The organism is Asticcacaulis excentricus, assembly GCF_003966695.1.
Lineage (GTDB): Bacteria > Pseudomonadota > Alphaproteobacteria > Caulobacterales > Caulobacteraceae > Asticcacaulis > Asticcacaulis excentricus_A.
The window spans coordinates 92840-109223 of record NZ_AP018829.1 but is presented as its reverse complement, the minus strand read 5'-3'; the positions used below and the strand labels follow the sequence as shown (position 1 = coordinate 109223).

13 protein-coding genes and 1 pseudogene are annotated in these 16384 nt (G+C 62.2%); 1 reads left to right on the top strand and 13 read right to left on the bottom strand.

Features of this window, described 5'->3' with window-relative positions; all coding sequences use genetic code 11:
* Positions 1 to 11: 11 nt before the first annotated feature.
* From EM6_RS16435 to EM6_RS16395, 10 genes and pseudogenes are all read right to left on the bottom strand, one after another.
* Positions 12 to 932 carry a DUF2493 domain-containing protein gene (locus EM6_RS16435; protein ID WP_126424235.1) on the bottom strand — a complete coding sequence of 307 codons (921 nt, stop codon included), beginning with the start codon at positions 930 to 932 and terminating at the stop codon, positions 12 to 14.
* 280 nt (positions 933 to 1212) lie between these two features.
* Positions 1213 to 2244 carry a DUF7146 domain-containing protein gene (locus EM6_RS16430; protein WP_126424234.1) on the bottom strand — a complete coding sequence of 344 codons (1032 nt, stop codon included), beginning with the start codon at positions 2242 to 2244 and terminating at the stop codon, positions 1213 to 1215.
* Positions 2244 to 6560, bottom strand: a complete 4317-nt coding sequence (locus EM6_RS16425) for a strawberry notch family protein (RefSeq protein ID WP_126424233.1) — start codon at positions 6558 to 6560, stop codon at positions 2244 to 2246. The genes EM6_RS16430 and EM6_RS16425 overlap by 1 nt, the downstream gene beginning before the upstream one ends.
* A 418-nt stretch (positions 6561 to 6978) precedes the next feature.
* On the bottom strand, positions 6979 to 7623 hold the full coding sequence (locus EM6_RS16420) for an antitoxin of toxin-antitoxin stability system (protein ID WP_126424232.1): 645 nt from the start codon (positions 7621 to 7623) through the stop codon (positions 6979 to 6981).
* Positions 7616 to 8026, bottom strand: a complete 411-nt coding sequence (locus EM6_RS16415) for a hypothetical protein (RefSeq protein ID WP_126424231.1) — start codon at positions 8024 to 8026, stop codon at positions 7616 to 7618. The genes EM6_RS16420 and EM6_RS16415 overlap by 8 nt, the downstream gene beginning before the upstream one ends.
* Before the next feature lie 224 nt (positions 8027 to 8250).
* Positions 8251 to 10404 carry a ParB/RepB/Spo0J family partition protein gene (locus EM6_RS16410; RefSeq protein ID WP_126424230.1) on the bottom strand — a complete coding sequence of 718 codons (2154 nt, stop codon included), beginning with the start codon at positions 10402 to 10404 and terminating at the stop codon, positions 8251 to 8253.
* Between the two features lie 148 nt (positions 10405 to 10552).
* Positions 10553 to 10732: a hypothetical protein gene (locus EM6_RS16405; protein ID WP_126424229.1), complete on the bottom strand. Its 180-nt coding sequence runs from the start codon at positions 10730 to 10732 to the stop codon at positions 10553 to 10555.
* Positions 10720 to 10856: pseudogene (locus EM6_RS16400) on the bottom strand (helix-turn-helix domain-containing protein); the annotation flags it as partial. The gene EM6_RS16405 and the pseudogene EM6_RS16400, both read right to left, overlap by 13 nt.
* 36 nt (positions 10857 to 10892) lie before the next feature.
* The gene (locus EM6_RS17445) at positions 10893 to 11045 is read right to left on the bottom strand and encodes a hypothetical protein (protein WP_172961293.1); all 153 of its coding nucleotides are present in this window, start codon (positions 11043 to 11045) and stop codon (positions 10893 to 10895) included.
* Positions 11046 to 11214: 169 nt separating this feature from the next.
* On the bottom strand, positions 11215 to 12501 hold the full coding sequence (locus EM6_RS16395) for an ABC1 kinase family protein (protein ID WP_126424228.1): 1287 nt from the start codon (positions 12499 to 12501) through the stop codon (positions 11215 to 11217).
* A gap of 209 nt (positions 12502 to 12710) precedes the next feature.
* Between EM6_RS16395 and EM6_RS16390 the strand changes: the two genes are divergently transcribed.
* Positions 12711 to 13763, top strand: coding sequence for a pyridoxine 5'-phosphate synthase (locus EM6_RS16390; RefSeq protein ID WP_232037207.1), 1053 nt, complete (start codon positions 12711 to 12713; stop codon positions 13761 to 13763).
* Between the two features lie 3 nt (positions 13764 to 13766).
* Here the strand turns inward: EM6_RS16390 and EM6_RS16385 are convergent, their stop codons facing one another.
* The 3 genes from EM6_RS16385 to EM6_RS16375 are packed head-to-tail and all read right to left on the bottom strand — an operon-like array spanning position 13767 to position 16344.
* Entirely contained in the window at positions 13767 to 14222 is a 456-nt protein-coding gene (locus EM6_RS16385; RefSeq protein WP_126424227.1) for a DUF3429 domain-containing protein, read from the bottom strand.
* 15 nt (positions 14223 to 14237) lie between these two features.
* Positions 14238 to 15410 (bottom strand): FAD-binding domain-containing protein, encoded by a 1173-nt coding sequence (locus EM6_RS16380; protein ID WP_126424226.1) that lies wholly within the window; start codon positions 15408 to 15410, stop codon positions 14238 to 14240.
* Complete coding sequence (locus EM6_RS16375) at positions 15400 to 16344, bottom strand: NAD(P)/FAD-dependent oxidoreductase (RefSeq protein ID WP_126424225.1); 945 nt, start codon at positions 16342 to 16344, stop codon at positions 15400 to 15402. The genes EM6_RS16380 and EM6_RS16375 overlap by 11 nt, the downstream gene beginning before the upstream one ends.
* Between the last annotated feature and the right edge of the window lie 40 nt (positions 16345 to 16384).

Here is a 16384-nt window from a genome sequence, read left to right as displayed (position 1 = left end):
GAAAGGCCGGGCTATGTCGCGGCCACTTTCCACACCGGGATACCCAGCTTCCGCGCCTTGTCGCCAAGGTTCTCCTGGATGCCGTTTCCGGGAAAGATGATGACGCCGATGGGAGCAACTTCCAGCATGGCGTCGTTGCGCTTGAACGGTGCGGCCCGGCGATGCTTGGCCCACTCTGGAACAAACGCCACCTGCGGCACCTTGCGGGTTTTTGCCCAGCACGAGGCAATCTTTTCGGCGCCTGTCTGACTTCCACCATGGAGCAGAACCATATCGGGATACTTCGCGTGGATTTGATCGAGCTTCGCCCAGATAGGTGCATGGTCGTCCGTCTCGCCACCCGAGAAGGCGATCTTCGGTCCTGACGGGATCATGACCTCGGTATCGGCGCGGCGCCTGGCCGCGAGGAAATCGCGGCTGTCGATCATGGCCGCGGTCTGGGTGCGATGATTGACCATAGATCCTGAGCGGGGATGCCAGACGCTTCCGGTGTGGCGCTCATAGTGCTCGGCAGCCTGGTCGCGCATCAATTCGAGTACGGAGCGACGTTCGATGAGCGTCAGGCCTTCGCGGACCAGCGTTTCAAGTTCGACCGATTTGACCTCGCTGCCATCCTGTTCCTTCTGAGCGCGGCGTTGCGCGATCTCATTGTCATCGAGATCGCGCTCGATGCGGCCCGCTGCGCGTTGGAACAGGTTGACAGTCGCCCACAGAAGGCCTTCGAGATCGGGCTCAAGGCGCGTGTCTTCTAAGGTCGAGACGAGAGCGTCGAAGATATCGACCATTGCGCCGGTGAGGTGCTCGGCATCCGGAAGCGGGCGCGGATCTGGCTCGTCAGAAAACGGGCGATAGCCGAAAAGCTGGAGTTCATCGAGTAACTGGCCGGTGGTCGATGGCGTGTGGAGGGGCGAGTAATAGGAGGACGTTTTCATGGTATGGCTCCGTCGATGGACCGCGACCGCCGCGGCCTTCATGGCGACGTAGCCGGCAAAGGCGGCGGACCTGCACCCCTTGGGGCGCGAGCTTGCGAAGCGTGGCGAGGACCGGCGATTTTGCTTCGCGATGGAACGCGGTCCCGATGGGGCCGCGACGGAAAATCGCCGGCCGCAGACATTGCAGGTACGCCGTCGCTTGTCGGCCGCTCGCCCTCCTGAAGGCCGCGTGCGCGGGGCCCTCCGGAGTCGCCGAAAGCCCCGGGGAACTCCACCACATTCACCGGCGGTTTGAGAAACGCGTAAATCGGATGAAGTCTTCCGGGCGGACCTGTTCGACCAGGGTTGCGCGGAGTTGATCGGCGTCGAACATGCAGAGATCTTCGTTGAAATCTCCAAGGCGCGGTAGGAGTGGAATAGCCTCGATGCCGACGGACATAGCGCGTTCTGTCAGTGCTCTGCGTGCGCGTTGACCGGCATGATCCCGATCAACGGCAATGTAGAGGCGGCGCAAACCCGATGGGAAAAGGAAGGCCGACAAGTGAGCGGCAGAGAGGGCTGCGGCCAGAGGCAGGGTCGGCAGGGCCTGACGAAGCGATAGAACGGTCTCGATGCCTTCGCCGACGGCCAGGACGTCATTAACCGCGCCTAAGCGAACGGCATTTCCGAGAAGATGGCCCATCGCCTTGCGCGGCGGATCGATGGGTGCCTTGTCCGCAGTGACTGGGTCAAGCCATGTACGGTGGGCACCGGTGACCTTGCCGTCAAGATCGGTTACGGCCGCAATCATGGCCGGCCATGCCGCACGGCTTGATCCGGACCGGGGGCGGACATAGCAATTCGGGTGGAAGCGCAGAGCGGTCGTATGGCTCAAGTCGATCAGTTTGCGTCGGTGAAGGTATTCCATCGCCAGGGTGTCCGCGAGGGGTTGCGAGGCGCTGATAAGGCGGCAGGCAGCGTCTGGTGATGCACCCTTTATGCGATTGGTCGGCGGGACGACCGGCTGCCGGGGCAATGCCAGGAAGGCGCGTGCCTCGTCGACAATATCGACGAACCTCGATAATCGGCACCTGAGCCGGATGATGTCCAGAAGGTCACCGTGCTCGCCCGTCGACGCGTCTGTCCATTTACCGGCGACGCCGGCACGGGTATCGACGAGGCGCACATAGAGGGAGGCGCCGGGCTGATTCTGAATATTGCCCACCTGCCAGTATTTGCCCGAGCGCTGGCCTGCAGACAGGTAGTGTCGGCAAACCGCCTCGGCCTCCCGGCCGAGACGGTACGCCAGATCAGAGATTTCGGGGGAGGGCATCAGTTTGGGCTCCGCTCCGTGATCCGTTCGATTGGATACGAAGCGATAAGCTTCGAGACGATCTCCGGTCCGTCGGATGACACGGGAACGAAGAAGCGGAGCTTCCAGGAGATGATCTCAGTGAAGAGACCGAAGGCCTTGAGCCGTTCGCGCATCGGCTCGGCGTAGCCGGTAAGTTCGATCCGGTCGGCCGCCATGACCTTGACCCGACGCAATTGCAGACCTTCGGCCAGATCGAACGACGTCTTGCCCTCGAGCAGTGCCGTATAGACCGCCTCGCCGCTCATCGTGGTTGCGATACTCGTCACGGTAGCCGTAGCTGCCCAGGCCGCGGACACCCGACGACCGATAATGCGCTCGCCGTCATCGGTCTGCAGGCGATAAACGCGCGTGGACTCGTTGGGCAGGCGCTTCCAGACGGGGAGGAGGAGCCCTGAGACGATGTGCAACGTCGTCTCCGAAAATTCAGGCACCGCGGCAGTCTCGCGCAACCAGGCTTCGGTGAACTCTGCTTCAGAGGCTTCACGCCAGTTACTATCGGCAAGCGCCTTAAGCGATGTGTGGATATGGTCCATCGGTCGCACCAGACGCACACGCCGCTCGATTTCGCCATCGTCGAGCATGATTGACGGGGCCGGTGTCTTCACCGCTGCACGACCTGATTTATCGTTGATCAATAGCGCTTCGCCATTCCCGCGCGTCATGGCGAGTGCGCCACCCAGTTGGATCGGGTGATTGCGCTTCTTTTCGGTAAGCGTCAGGAGCCGGGTCTCGGCGCCAGTGGCCGGATGGACGTAGATCGTGCTGCGGTTGGTGATGACGAAGCTCTCGGCGGTCAGGGTTTCGAGGCCGGTGTCATAGGTGCCCGCCGCAATCGCCCCGGCAACCTTGGCTTCAAGCAAGTGCTCGAACGCTGTAAACAGGATGCCTTGCAGATCTATCGTCAAGGCCAAAAGCCGATTGAGGAAGGTGTTGATCGGTGGCAACTCCTCCCTGATGCCTGTGCTATCGGTCAGCCGGAGGCCGGTTTGGCTCTCAAAACGCTGCAGCGAGCAGCCTTCCACCCGCCCCCTCACAAGGAGCAGATAGAGTTGGCGCAGCGCGTCCCGGGCATAGGTCGATTCGAGATTATCCTCTGGGCGGAAGAGGTTCTGGCCGCCGGTCTGCCGCTGGCCGCGTGTGATGGCACCCAACGTGTCGAGCCTGCGGGCTATGGTCGAGAGGAACCGTTTCTCGGCTTTGACGGTGGTGGCGATAGGGCGAAACAAAGGCGGCTGGGCCTGATTGGTGCGGTTGGTGCGGCCGAGGCCCTGAATGGCTGCGTCCGCTTTCCATCCGGGTTCCAGCAGATAGTGGACGCGCAGACGCTGGTTTCGCGCTGAGAGTTCGGCGTGGTAGGACCGGCCCGTCCCGCCGGCATCGCTGAAGATCAGGATACGCTTCTGGTCGTCCATGAAGGCCGAAGTCTCCGACAAATTGGCGGAACCGGGCCGGTTTTCGACGCACAGCCTGTCGCCCTTCCGTACGATACGGCGAGAGCGGCCGGTAACTTCGGCGACGATATCGGTGCCGAAACGCTGGACGATCTGATCGAGGGCACCGGGAACAGGTGTGAGTGCTGCCAGCCGTTCGATCATCTCGTCGCGGCGGGCCACCGCGGCCCGGCATTCAACGGGCTGCCCATCGCGATATACCGGGCGCGAGAGCACATTACCCTGTTCGTCGCTGTAGGGTTCGTAGAGTTGAGTCGGGAAACTGTGGGCCAGATAGTCGAGGACGTATTCACGCGGCGTGATATCGACGCGCACGTCGTTCCATTCTTCCGGTAGGACGTTGGCCAGACGTCGCTCCATCAACGCCTCGCCTGTGGAAACGATCTGGATGACGCTCGAATGACCCGCTTCGAGATCGCTTTCGATCTTGCGGATCAGGGTCGGGGTCTTCATCGAAGTCAGAAGATGTCCGAAGAAACGCTGTTTGGCGGATTCGAACGCCGAGCGGGCGGCCGATTTGGCCTGTCCGTTCATCGTGCCGCCTGATCCGGTGATGTTGGCGGCTTCCATTGCCGCGTCGAGATTTTGGTGAATGACGGCAAAGGCTTCGGCGTAGGCATCATAGATAGCCACCTGGTCGTCGGTCAGTTGATGTTCGAGGAGTTCGTACTCGACGCCGTCGTAGGAGAGTGATCGGGCGGTGTAGAGGCCCAAAGCGCGCAGGTCGCGGGCCAGCACTTCCATTGCGGCGACGCCACCGCCTTCGATGGCTGTAACGAACTCTGAGCGGTTTGCGAAGGGGAAGTCTTCGCCACCCCAGAGGCCCAGCCGCTGGGCGTAGGCGAGATTATGAACATGGGTGGCCCCGGTCGCCGACACATAAACCACACGGGCGTCGGGTAGCGCGTGCTGAAGGCGCAATCCGGCGCGGCCCTGCTGCGAGGCCGCGATGTCGCCGCGCTCGCCCTTGCCGCCGGCGGCGTTCTGCATGGCGTGACTCTCATCGAAGATGATAACCCCATCAAATTCAGCCCCGAGCCAGTCGATAACTTGCTGGAGGCGTGAGCATTTTTCTCCGCGTTCCTCGGACCTCAAGGTGGCATAGGTCGTAAACAGGATGCCTTCGGGGAGGTTGACGGGCTTGCCTTGGGCAAACCGCGAGAGCGGGGTGACAAGGAGGCGTTCCATCCCAAGCGCCGCCCAGTCGCGCTGGGCGTCCTCGATCAGTTTGTCGGACTTCGAAATCCAGACAGCCTTGCGCCGCCCCTGAAGCCAGTTATCGAGGATGATCCCCGCCGACTGTCGTCCTTTACCGGCTCCCGTTCCATCGCCGAGCATGAATCCACGCCGGAAGCGAACGGCATCCGGCGCGTCATCGGGTGCTGCCGAGACCTGATCGTAGGTTTTGTCGATGCGCCAGTGTCCGGCGAGGTGTTCGCTGTGCGCTTCGCCTGCGAATATGACCGTCTCCAATTGGGGAGCGGAGAGGTGTTCACGAATGTCGGTAGGCAGGGTAGGGCGATAGCTGGGTTTCGGCGGTGTGACCGACGCCATGGCTGCCGACTGGACGAGCTTGGTCGGGTGCGGCTGGGCGCCGGGAATAGTGAGGGTTTGCAGGCGATATTCTTCGTAAATCGCATCGGTGATGGCGTTGGTGTCTGGAGGCCCCTGCTCAATCACTTCATACGTCAGTACCTCGGCCACCGGGCCGTCGAGGGCGGCTCTTGCCGCAGGTCTTGGAGGCTTGCGACGCGGTATGGACGTCAGGATGCGACCTGTCGCCGGGGGCCGGGGCGGGTTTGGTTTATCGATGCCAGGGCGCGGTGGAACGTGGAGCGCAATCCAGTCGAGGAGCGTGGCGACGTCCGGGGCGATGCCAGGTAAAGCCGGCGCACTGTCAGCGTCCGTCCGACAACGCTTTTCGATGACCGTCAGTCGAGTGGCGGTGGTCGTCCCATGACGGGCATAGACGGAGCCGTTGATTGCCGCCGAGAAGACGACAGTAGCGTTCGACTGCAGCCGATCAAAGGCTTCCGCCCAGACGTGACTATCGGGTGAAAGTCCGGCGCCGGTGATGGCGACGAGGCGCCCACCGGGCTGAAGGCGAGCAAGGGCGGAGGCGATATGCCGAAGGGCGGCATCGGAGACCCGCCCAGAGACATTGGCCATCACCGAAAACGGCGGATTCATCAGTACGACTGAGGGCATAATGCTGTCATTCAGATGATCATTGATCTGAGCGGCATCATGGCGCGAGACCGGTGATGCGGGGAAAAGCGCGGTGAGCAGCTCGGCGCGTTCTTCGGCGAGTTCATTGAGTGTCAGCGCGGCACCGCAAATCTCGGCAAGAATGGCGAGAAGGCCTGTTCCGGCTGACGGTTCCAGCACGTGATCGGAGGCCGATATCTGTGCGGCCGTGACGGCGGCCAGCGCCAGAGGCAGGGGCGTGGAGAACTGCTGAAAGGCCTGCGACTCTTCGGAGCGGCGGGTGTGAGTGGGAAACAGTTCGGCAATCCGGGTGAGCGCCGTCAGGCGCGCGAGGGGTGTCGCCGCGTTCTGAAACAACTGGCGTCCGTATTTCCGAAGGAAGAGAACGCAGGCGGTTTCACCGGTCTCGTAAACTGTCTTCCAGTCCCAGGCGCCGGACGCATCGGAGGCGCCGAAGGCAGCTTCCAGAGCCTTTCGTAACTGGGCTGACGGAAGTGGCTCGCCATCGGCCATCTGCGGCAGAAGAAGCTTTGCGGCCGTAAGGATAGCCCCGGCGGAAACGCGAGCTGCGGGAATGGCCGTTGCCTGGGGCACGGGGGCAGACATCATATTCATGGATACGTCTTTCGGGAGAGCAAGTAAGGGTAAGGGCCCCGGTGCTCTCTCTCCCCGGGGGACCTCACCCAATCCCTGCCGTCTCTCCCTCTGCGGCACCTAAGAGGGGCGGGGGGCATCCCGCCGGTGTCCGCGCCGCGTGCTTGCCGGGCCTGCCTCCCCCCCCCGAATTCTTGACGGCCATCCGATACATTCGCCGTCAGCTTGCCGTGATGGTCGTTGAGAACCATGCACGTGTTGTCGTCTCCAGGAGCTTTTGGGGGGGGGGGGGCGCGTCGAATGCCTCAAGCCGGCCGGTGACGCGCTCTTGCGCGTGTACGCGTCTGCGTTGACCGACCGGCTGTGGCGTTCAGCGTATAGCTGAAACGATCCTGAGACGAAGCGAGCAATTGGCTGTGACGACTACACAGGCTTGCGGCTACCTGAAGCGTCGGCCGTCCGCGGTAAAGGTGTAATCGTTCGCGCAGATGGCCTCATCGACAAGCGCGTCGGACTGCTGGAAAGTGTATTCGGCTTCCAGTTGACGATAGAGCCACCTCGCGAGGTCGCGCATCGCTTCGGTGACACAGCTTTCAGCGTCTGAAGTCGCTTCGTATCCGAAGGGGCCGCCTCGCTTGACGTCGATGGACATGCCGTATTCGTGCGAATATCGACCTCGATGTGTGGCCACAGCCCAAAGCGCGTAGAAGTTCCGGCGCTGACATTTCTGCAGGTCGGAAGCGATACGGTCCAACTCCCGATCCTTGGGGGCATATTCGCGAACCGCGGCGGTCGCCCCGCATCGGTACGTGTAAGTCCCTTCGAAGCAGGCACCGTCTCCCTGGCTCCAGAAGCCGGAGAAATAGATGCAGGGCGCCTGCCGTGATCCACCTCCGGCAAGCCGGACAGTGCGCGTCTTAATGTCGATACCGAGGCAGTTGCAGACGATTTGAAAATCGTCGAAGACGGTTTCGTACCAGCCATCAACCGGCCCGTCTTGGCGATACCATTCCCGCGCAACGGTCTTTGCGTCGTCGTCCAGTTCGTCGATCCGGTAAACGAGGGTTTCGATGCCTTCAGGCATGTGCGGCGCCCCCGGTGTGCAGGTCCTCAAGCCATTCGTGAGTTCCGATCCATGAAACGGTCTCGCGTGTCGTCAGGTTCAACAGGTAGGCACCGCCGCCAAATCCATCGATGCGAGAATGCGAGCACATATTGGCATATTGAAAGCCCCAGAAGCCTGCCAGATCGAAGCGGCGCGCGCACATCAATACAAATTCCACTACGCCTTCGACGTCGCCTGATCCGCCATCTTCGATATAGAGGATGCCCGCCTGGTCCGGGTCGGACGTCAAAACGAACCGGTCGGACCATGGAAACGCGTGACTGGGCCCCTCGGGCTTACGATGTATGTCCGCTGCGTCGAGAGCGTTTTCGATTGTGCGCACGTCGAGCACGCAGCAAAAGCGGGAGAAGTAATCAGGCATGGTTTAGGTCTCCAGAAACGAAGAACGCCCGGCATCGGAGCCGGGCGCGAGACATTGAAAGGGGATGAGAAGCCGAATGTCCAAGCGGGCCACACCCGACCGACGTGGGCCACGACGGGACGACGTATTGAAACGTGATCCTGCGACCGGAAGGGCGTGCGGAGGCCCGCAATTTGTGTGTCTTATGTGAGGGGAGATCAGGCAAGGCGATCTCCCCGATCGATCTATTCAGCGGCCTGCGTGGCTTCAGCGCTTACGCATTCCTCCGGATCGGGCGGCCTCACCGGCGCGCCGAGGAAGGCCGGAAGATCGTTTTCTTCCTCAGTGACCGCGACGGCGTCAGCTGGATTGGCATCAGCGTCGAGATGCGCCGATCGCAAGGGCCCGGGTAGCCATCCGGAATCGGCAAGCAGCCGTTCGGCCTCTTTGGCCATGTCGCCCTTTTTCAGGTGGGCGATAAGATCGCTTGCCCGATCCCCGGCGCCTTTGCGTACCGCTTCCAGAATGTGCCCCTTCGTGACGCGGCCAAGGTAGTTCTCGACGGTCGGACGCCAGCCAGCTTCGACAAGATCGAGATCGGTCGCCTGGACCAATCGATCTGCATGGGCCATCCGCACACGAAGGCCTTGCGCCGAAATACCGGCGCCATAGGGGTTGACCTTCTCGAAGAGGGCGTTGACGCCGAAACTGACGCAGTGTGCCAGCAACTCGAACCGAGTCCCCTCGGATTGGGCGGTCAGCCAGTCCCAGAGGGCGTCGTCGTCGGCAGGGATATGATCCGCCCAGCGCGCCTGCCGATCTGTGATGGCGACGGCCGAAGGGCTATCCTTCAGATCATCTGACTGGGCGGCGAACGAAGCCTTATGCACGTTGACGTCAAGGGCCGTCCCGCCGTGCCGCAGGTTGAAGGTCAGGGAGACCAGTTGGTGGAGTAAGGCGGTCATTGCGACCTGAGGGTTTTCGGCCAGAGCGTTGCGCAACGCGACCGTCCTGAAAGCCGTCAACTCCTGAAGCAGCCGTTCGGGGATAGGCTTCAGGGCATCCTCCTCTTCGTCGCCAGCTGGCGAGACGGGTTGGCCGCCCACGGTGATGGACGTCGGTTGCGCCCGTGGCATATTTTCGTCCTGAGTGTCAGGGTCGAGCCTGTCGGCGGCCTTTTCGGCGGCGGCATCGGCAGGCGTTTCATCGCTCACCTCGTCTTCAAGGCGCACGAAGCCCCGCTCGATGACGGGCTGGCCATCCGAGTTGAGGTAGATAAAGGCGCCGGCAGTCGCGATGTCTGCGGGGTCGAAAATCAAAGGCCGGTTTGCGTAGCTGAGAAGTGTCGCCTCGATTTCACCCAGCCGCGCATCAATGGCATCGGGTAGTTCCTCGGCACCCTCGTATTCAGCCTCGATCCGATCGTATTCTTCGGTCAGTTCTCGGAAGCGCCGATCGTCGTCGTCGCTCAATTCGGCCGATACGCCCGCCAGTTTGCGCAGACCATCCTGGACGCCGTAGGGCAGGGAAATGCCCGCCTCAATCCACTTCCAGCCTTCCATCGCGACTTCTTCGGCGAGCACCTTGAGCTTTTCGGCCGCCAGCCGGTCGAGAAGGGCGACATCCTGAAACCAACCACCATTGTCGGTGTTGAAGAGGTCCCGCAGGATCACGCCATCGGCGGCTTCATACGCCTCGGCGCCCACGAAGCGCGCACGCCTGTCCGTGCCCTGCACCGTGCTTTCGGTCAGCATGCGCCGGATTTGCCAGGGTTCGCTTTGCCAGGACTTACCGACCGTCTGCCAAACCTGTTCCTGACGGGCGTGGTCGTTGGACACCGAGAAGGCCATGAGCTGTTCGAGGGTCATGCCATCTTCCGCGTAGATATCGAGGAGAACCGGAGACACCGTGACAAGACGCAGCCGTTGTTTGACGACCTGAGGTGTGACGAAGAACGCGGCGGCAATGGCGTCATCCGTCATGCCCTTGTCGCGCAACGTCCTGAAGGCGCGGTATTGATCGATTGGGTGAAGCGGAGCGCGCTCTATATTCTCGGCGAGGGATACTTCTTCGATCAGCACATCGCCGTTCGCGTCCGATACGACGCAGGGCACAGGTGCAGATTTTGCGAGGCGTTTTTGCTGTACCAACAGTTCGAGGGCGCGAAAACGCCGGCCACCGGCCGGCACTTCGTACATTCCGGTTTCCGCGCCCGCGTCATCCAGGACGGGTCGGACATGCAGGCTCTGAATAAGGCCGCGCCGGGCAATCGACTCGGCCAGGTCTTCGATGGAAAGCCCGGCCTTGACCCGGCGTATGTTAGCCTGACTCAGAACCAGTTTATTGAAAGGGATGTCTCGGGACGACGAAAGGGTGATCTTCTGGACGGTAGCATTCATGGCTCGGCTCCTCGACGGGCGGCCGGGAGCCTCTCTCTCGACCTCCAACCCGTCGCGAAGCCCCGCACCTTCTCTCGCTCTCCCGCGGTCCGGTGCCACACGCCCGGCCAGAGTTACAGGCCCTTTGGCTCGCTTGCCGAACGCCGACCTACGCGGCTACGGTCTCGCTGAACATGGCCTCGCCGCTGATGGTCTTCTCGGTAAAAATCTCTTCATGAATGACGTCCCAGTGTTCGGCCAACTTGCCGTCTTCAATGCGAAAGATATCGACGACGACCTGCGGAACCGGGCCCCAACCTAACCGCTTCCGAAGGGGCGCTTCTTCCACTTGCTCACCGTCTTTGGGTTTATCCCGTGGCGCTTGGCCAGCACCCTCACACTCTCTTGACTATGCTGTATCGCTCGACGGATTGCCTCTGTCGTTGGGGCGCCCCGTGTAAAACTTGTCCCATAGCAAACCCCTCATCAATGACGATAAAATCGTACCATCAATCACCGGGACTAAACACTTCCTGAGTCTCTTCGATAGCAGGCTGAGTCTGGGCGTGGGCCGCAACCGCCGGGGCCAGCAGGAGCGCGGCGGGCAGGAGCGGCCAAAAGGAGGCGGTGGCGCGCAGCGAACGCAGATGGAAGGCGAGCATGCCTTTGTCCCCAAAACACGAATGGAATGGGGCCTGCCCAGGGACGCAGTGCGACGCTTACGTGATGGGTGACTGAAGTTTAAATATGATATAAAATCACAAGCTGCACATCTTGGGTTGTCTCGCCAGGCGTGCGGCATTAAAATACCCGCTCAGAAGGGGGTATTTCTCAGGCTATGGCCTGCGCGACCATAGCTCGCAGAGGGATAGTCGCACGCATGCGTACCCCCAGAAGTGCCATGCCGCTGAGCTTCCTCTGGACGAACAGGGTGTCGGCGGGCGGGCTTTGCCAGGTCGTGTGATCCATGGCGATTTCGTGCGCTTTTTCACGGATCAGGGGTACGAAACGGCGATCCGCCAGATCGAGCAGCGGCCGCCGCAGGTGCTGGATCATGATGTCGAGCATGGCGTTCAGGCGCGCGCGGTGGGCGGTCAGAACGGCCTCATTGACCGCCCCGATTTCGCTTAAACCCACGATCAGTCTTTCGCGGTCTTCATTGAGGCCCGCCTGCATCAGGGTACGATAGGCCTCGACAGTAGTCTCAGGGACAGCGCGAGTGGCACCGAAATCGAGCAGCACCACCTGCCCCGTTTGCGGCCGCCATTTGAAATTGGCGAAGTTGGGGTCGGTCTGCATCAGCCTGAGGTCAAACAGCTCGCGCAGCACCAGACCAAACAGCGTCTCGATCACCTGATTACGTGTGGCGGCGGGGGCGTGCGTAAGCGTCTCGACCGCCTCGCCCTCGACGAAATCCATCGGCAGGATGTTGGGACGCAGAAGCGGCGCATGAGTACGCGGCACCACAAAGGTCTGGTCGTCGGACAGGGCGTCGGCATAGCGTGCCATGTGGGCGGCTTCGCGCAGGTAATCGGCTTCCTCGTGCAACTGTACGCGCGCCGTCTCAATCAGGTCCGGCAGGTCCTTCACCTTCTGCGCCACGCCTAGCAGTTTCAGGAGCCCGGCGATATTGGCGACGTCGGAATCTATGGTTTTCGTTACGTTCGGGAACTGCACCTTGATGGCCAGCACTTCGCCGCTTTTCAGTTGCGCGCGGTGCACCTGACCAATCGAGGCCGCCGCAAAGGGCGTCAGGTCAAAACGCACGAAATGCTGACGCCAGTCATCGCCCCACGCGCTGCGCAAGACGCGCTCCAGCTGGTCGCGCGGCATGATGTGGGCCTCCTGTTGCAGACGACTGAGCGCCTGAGTGAAGGCGGGCGGCAGGATGTCGCCGCTGTCCATAGAGAGAATCTGTCCCACCTTCATGGCCGCGCCGCGCATCCGCGCCAGTTGATCGGCCATGCGCAGGCCGTTGGTTTCATCGAACAACAGGCTGGCGAGGTCGGGCTTTTGTCCGCGCGACATTTGTCTGGCGCTTTCCTTGACGACGTGGCCAAGGCCGGACGCCGCGAGCCCCCCTAGCGCGAACAGGCGTGAGGCAGGCCCGGCCGGCATGGCAGAGGGTCTCAGGTGGGGTGGTTTTGCGGACATCAACGGGCACCGGTTTCAGGTGATTTACGTTTCACAGGTGGTGATGGATGCGCAAGGCGCGCAAGAAGGCCTTCGTGCCCTGCGACATTTTGGCCGTCATCGGACCCCTTCAGCCAGACGTAAACCAGTTAAATCGCAACGGGGTGCGTAGTGCGTGGTGTACGGAGGTTTTGATGTTGGGACCTAAGACTGGCCCCCGGCTGGCCGTCAGTCTTGAAAGTGCGGCGCTTTTACCGGGGCTCGGCATCGGCGAAACCGTTGACCTGTCGCACCTGGCGGACCGCGTAATCGAGGGCGGGGCCGAAGGGGTGATGATCCACCTGACCTCCGATCATGGTCTGATCTCGGATGAAGATCTGGCGCGCGTGGCGGCCGTTTGTAGCGAACGGCAGAGAGACTTCTGTTTGCGGGTGACGACGGCGTTCGATCATGTTGAGCGCGCGCGTCACCTTAAGGCCGATCGCATCTATCTGGGTCGTGAAGCGAAGGCCGCGCAATGGACGAGCACCAGCCTCTTCCTCAAATCCCACATAGGCCATATCCAGAAGGTCCAGAAGACGCTGAAGGACAGCGATATAGCGCTGTTTGTCACGCTGGAGCCGACGCTTGAGGCTGCGGAGCAGGCCCTGCGCTACGGCTTGTTTACCGTGGAGCTGGATATGTCGCATCTGGCGGCCAGCCTGCACAGTCCCGATATCGACCGGGCCTTTGATGCCTTATCGCACGTGCTCAGTCTGGGGCGCTATCTCAATCGTCACGGTGTTGAGGTGCATCTGGGGGGCGGGCTGCGGCCTGCTGACCTTAGGGTGCTGGCGCGATCGGGCAGTTTCCGGCAGTTCAATATCGGACGGCGGCTGATGCCTGAGGCTCTGAATGACGGGCTATCTGCGGCGGTCAAAACCTTGCGCGAATGCATGTCCAGGGCAGGCAGAGGAGATGATGCTCCGGTCGAGAGACACAAACGCCTTGCTGAGCGTGTCGCTGGTATGGGTGACACGCGGCTAAAAGAACGCCTTGAGCGGTTTTGTCGTGAGGTCCTGCCTCGCCTTGAGGACCCTCAGCTTTATGCGGCCGAACGTCTGCTGGCCGGGCCGTTGGTGCGTCTTGAGGCGCTGGTGTTCGCGGCGAACCTGCCCGCCAGTTTCGCGGGGATTACGCTCATCAAATATCTGCGTCAGACACAGTCGCCGGGCCGCTCCGGCACGCCCTTACGGCGCGCGGGCTGAAGGTCAGGCGAGGAGGGCGACCCCAATTAAACACGCAACGACCAGACAGGTGATGACCAAGCGTAGCCGGAAGAAGGCCGCCGACAGCCAACCCCGGCGCATCAAGACATGATCGACCGCCAGCAAACTTAGGAAGACGGCAGTCTGGAGGGTTAAGGCGGCCTGTGGCCACCCGGATTGGGCCAGCAGCGCACCTGCCCATGCCAAAAGGCAAAGGACGTTACTCAGGATCAGAAGCCACGTCGCCTGAGCCCGTCCCCCCAGCACAAGGCCCCAGTGCAGCCCGCAGAGAAAGGACGCAATCACCGCCCCATAGGTGATGGCGATATCCGGTCCGCCAAGGCCTAGCACGCGCAAATGAAGCGCCGTCATCAAGGCTGCGGCCATAAAAGGCAGGCCTCCGGCAAGGGTAAGCGCGATCACCCAACGGGTGTTCAGTTTCGACAGAGTCGCGTCCATAGTTCGGTCTCCCGCTTAGGGCTTATCCTGAAACCCGCCGGGGTCCGTCAGCGCCATAAGGTGCCCAATCACCGGCCGGAAGGCAAAAAAGCCTCTGGTGGCGGCGGGCCAGGCCACGGCGTCCCACAGGCGGGTGCGTTCAAAAAGGTGGATGGGTTCGCCGGTGTCGTTCAACACGGCGTTCAGCTCTGCCCGCGTCAGGCCGACCGGCAGGCGGCTGGTGAGCAGGGTGCGCGTCCCGAATGCCGTCAAAGCGCTTTCCAGTTCCGCACGCGAGCTAAAGAGGCGGATCTCGGTTCCGATCTGCCGCGCCAGTGTTTGCGCCACCGAGGCCGTAGCCGCCGCGACCGGGGCCTTGCCCGTCACCAGTGCGGCCACACCGACAACTGGCTGTTCCGCCAATCGAAACCCGTCCGCGCCGAGGTCTTCCGACGTCACCAGCAGGACCGAAGGGGCGCGCGGGACCGGTTGGGCGGCCGGCAACGCCACCACAGGGGGCGGTGGCTCCATCATGACCGGGGCTGGGTTTTGCGCCAGTCCGGTCGGTCGAAACCGCCCGGCGGAGCAGGTGGCAATCGCCTCCGTTGACGCCAGATAGACCTTGCCCGGCGTATGCAGTCCGGCGACCCAGCGCCACGACAGGGTATTGGCCGCTTCGTCGCCATCGAGCAGATGCTCAAGGAAAAAGGCCGCGCCCAGTTGCCACGGCAGGCGCAGCGTATGCACCCAGATACTGGCAAACGACATGCGGGCATGATTATGCAGATAACCGGTCGTGATCAGCTCAGAGACCCAGACGTCGAAGGCGTCGATACCTGTGCGCCCCGTAATCGCCGCGCGGTAAGTCTCCCCGCTGCGCGCGGTTTCGGCCTCATCGCTGATCAGATAGGCGACATAGCGCGCCCACAGAGCCGGACGCATTTCCAGATAGCCGAGCCAATAGGCCCGCCAGCATACTTCATCGGTAAACTTGCTGGCGGCAGCACCGTGCGCTTTTTCGGCCGCGCGGGCCAGTTCCCATTCACCGATCAGGCGATGGCGCACATAGGGAGAGAGTCGTGACACGTGCCCGGTTTCCTTGGGGCCGGGGTCAATATTGCGCTCGCGGGCGTAGGCGCCTCCGGCGCGCGGCAAGAAGGCATTCAGTCGCTCCAGCGCCTGCACGCGGGTAAGCGCTTCAGGCCGCAAGGAGGGCCTCCGCCAGTTCGAGACCGGACAGCCATGCCGCTTCGACGCGCGGCCCTTTCAGCCAGTCGCCGCAGACACCCAGACCCAGCGTTTTGTCGTAAAGTCGTCCTTTCACGCCTTCGCCCGTGCGGGCATAGCGCCACAGGTGCGCCTTGAGCAGGACCGGTTGCGGCAGCGAGTGCCCCAGAAGCGCCTGCCAGGCCGCAAACATCGGTGCTGCGGCGTCCTCGCGGCTCAGGTCAATATAGGCCGCCGTCCAGTCGGGCGTCGCCTGTAGCACCCAAGCGCTGGTTTTCGCGCGGTCGGGCTTTGAGGCATTGTTAGCGACCCACGCCAGTACCGGTCCCGGCACGCGCGTTACGGGCGGAAGGCCGGGCGGGTCTTCCGAGAAAGACACCATCGTGGTCCAGCACGGTTGCGACGAGTGAGCGCGGGCTGTCTGCGCAAAGTCCGGCACCCACGGAGAGAGCAGATCAGACGCCTGTTCAGCGGGGATGGCGACAATCACCTGCGCATAGGGGCCGAAGGTGCCGTTTTCGGTTGCGAGGTGCCACGCGCCGGGTGCGCCGGTGATGCGCTCAATGCGCGTGCCAAAGTGTACGCCAAAACGCTCACACAGATGCGCCAGCGGCGAACACATCATGGGCGTACCGACAAAGGCGTCCGGCCCGGCCTCTGGCCAGCGGGCGGCCAGCCCGTGCTGTACCCAATGCTCGACCTGAGACACAAACCGCGGATCGCGGACGGTAAAATATTGCGCACCGTGATCGAACAGGTACGCCGTATCATCGGTCTGCTCGCGTCGTGTTGACATGCGCCCGCCGGGGCCGCGCCCCTTATCGAACAGATCGACCGCATAGCCCGCGGCAATAAGGCGCTGCGCCGCCGACAGGCCGCTGATCCCGGCTCCGATGATCCCGATGCGTTGTGACATAACGTCTCTACGATCAGGCCTTTTTAGTGGATCAGCGGGC

What these genes read in the sequence shown, in the direction of transcription:
- EM6_RS16435 (WP_126424235.1), bottom strand. Translation starts at nt 932, where the DNA reads ATGAAAACGTCCTCCTATTACTCGCCCCTCCACACGCCATCGACCACC.
- EM6_RS16430 (WP_126424234.1), bottom strand. Translation starts at nt 2,244, where the DNA reads ATGCCCTCCCCCGAAATCTCTGATCTGGCGTACCGTCTCGGCCGGGAG.
- EM6_RS16425 (WP_126424233.1), bottom strand. Translation starts at nt 6,560, where the DNA reads ATGAATATGATGTCTGCCCCCGTGCCCCAGGCAACGGCCATTCCCGCA.
- EM6_RS16420 (WP_126424232.1), bottom strand. Translation starts at nt 7,623, where the DNA reads ATGCCTGAAGGCATCGAAACCCTCGTTTACCGGATCGACGAACTGGAC.
- EM6_RS16415 (WP_126424231.1), bottom strand. Translation starts at nt 8,026, where the DNA reads ATGCCTGATTACTTCTCCCGCTTTTGCTGCGTGCTCGACGTGCGCACA.
- EM6_RS16410 (WP_126424230.1), bottom strand. Translation starts at nt 10,404, where the DNA reads ATGAATGCTACCGTCCAGAAGATCACCCTTTCGTCGTCCCGAGACATC.
- EM6_RS17445 (WP_172961293.1), bottom strand. Translation starts at nt 11,045, where the DNA reads ATGCTCGCCTTCCATCTGCGTTCGCTGCGCGCCACCGCCTCCTTTTGG.
- EM6_RS16395 (WP_126424228.1), bottom strand. Translation starts at nt 12,501, where the DNA reads ATGCCGGCCGGGCCTGCCTCACGCCTGTTCGCGCTAGGGGGGCTCGCG.
- EM6_RS16390 (WP_232037207.1), top strand. Translation starts at nt 12,711, where the DNA reads ATGTTGGGACCTAAGACTGGCCCCCGGCTGGCCGTCAGTCTTGAAAGT.
- EM6_RS16385 (WP_126424227.1), bottom strand. Translation starts at nt 14,222, where the DNA reads ATGGACGCGACTCTGTCGAAACTGAACACCCGTTGGGTGATCGCGCTT.
- EM6_RS16375 (WP_126424225.1), bottom strand. Translation starts at nt 16,344, where the DNA reads ATGTCACAACGCATCGGGATCATCGGAGCCGGGATCAGCGGCCTGTCG.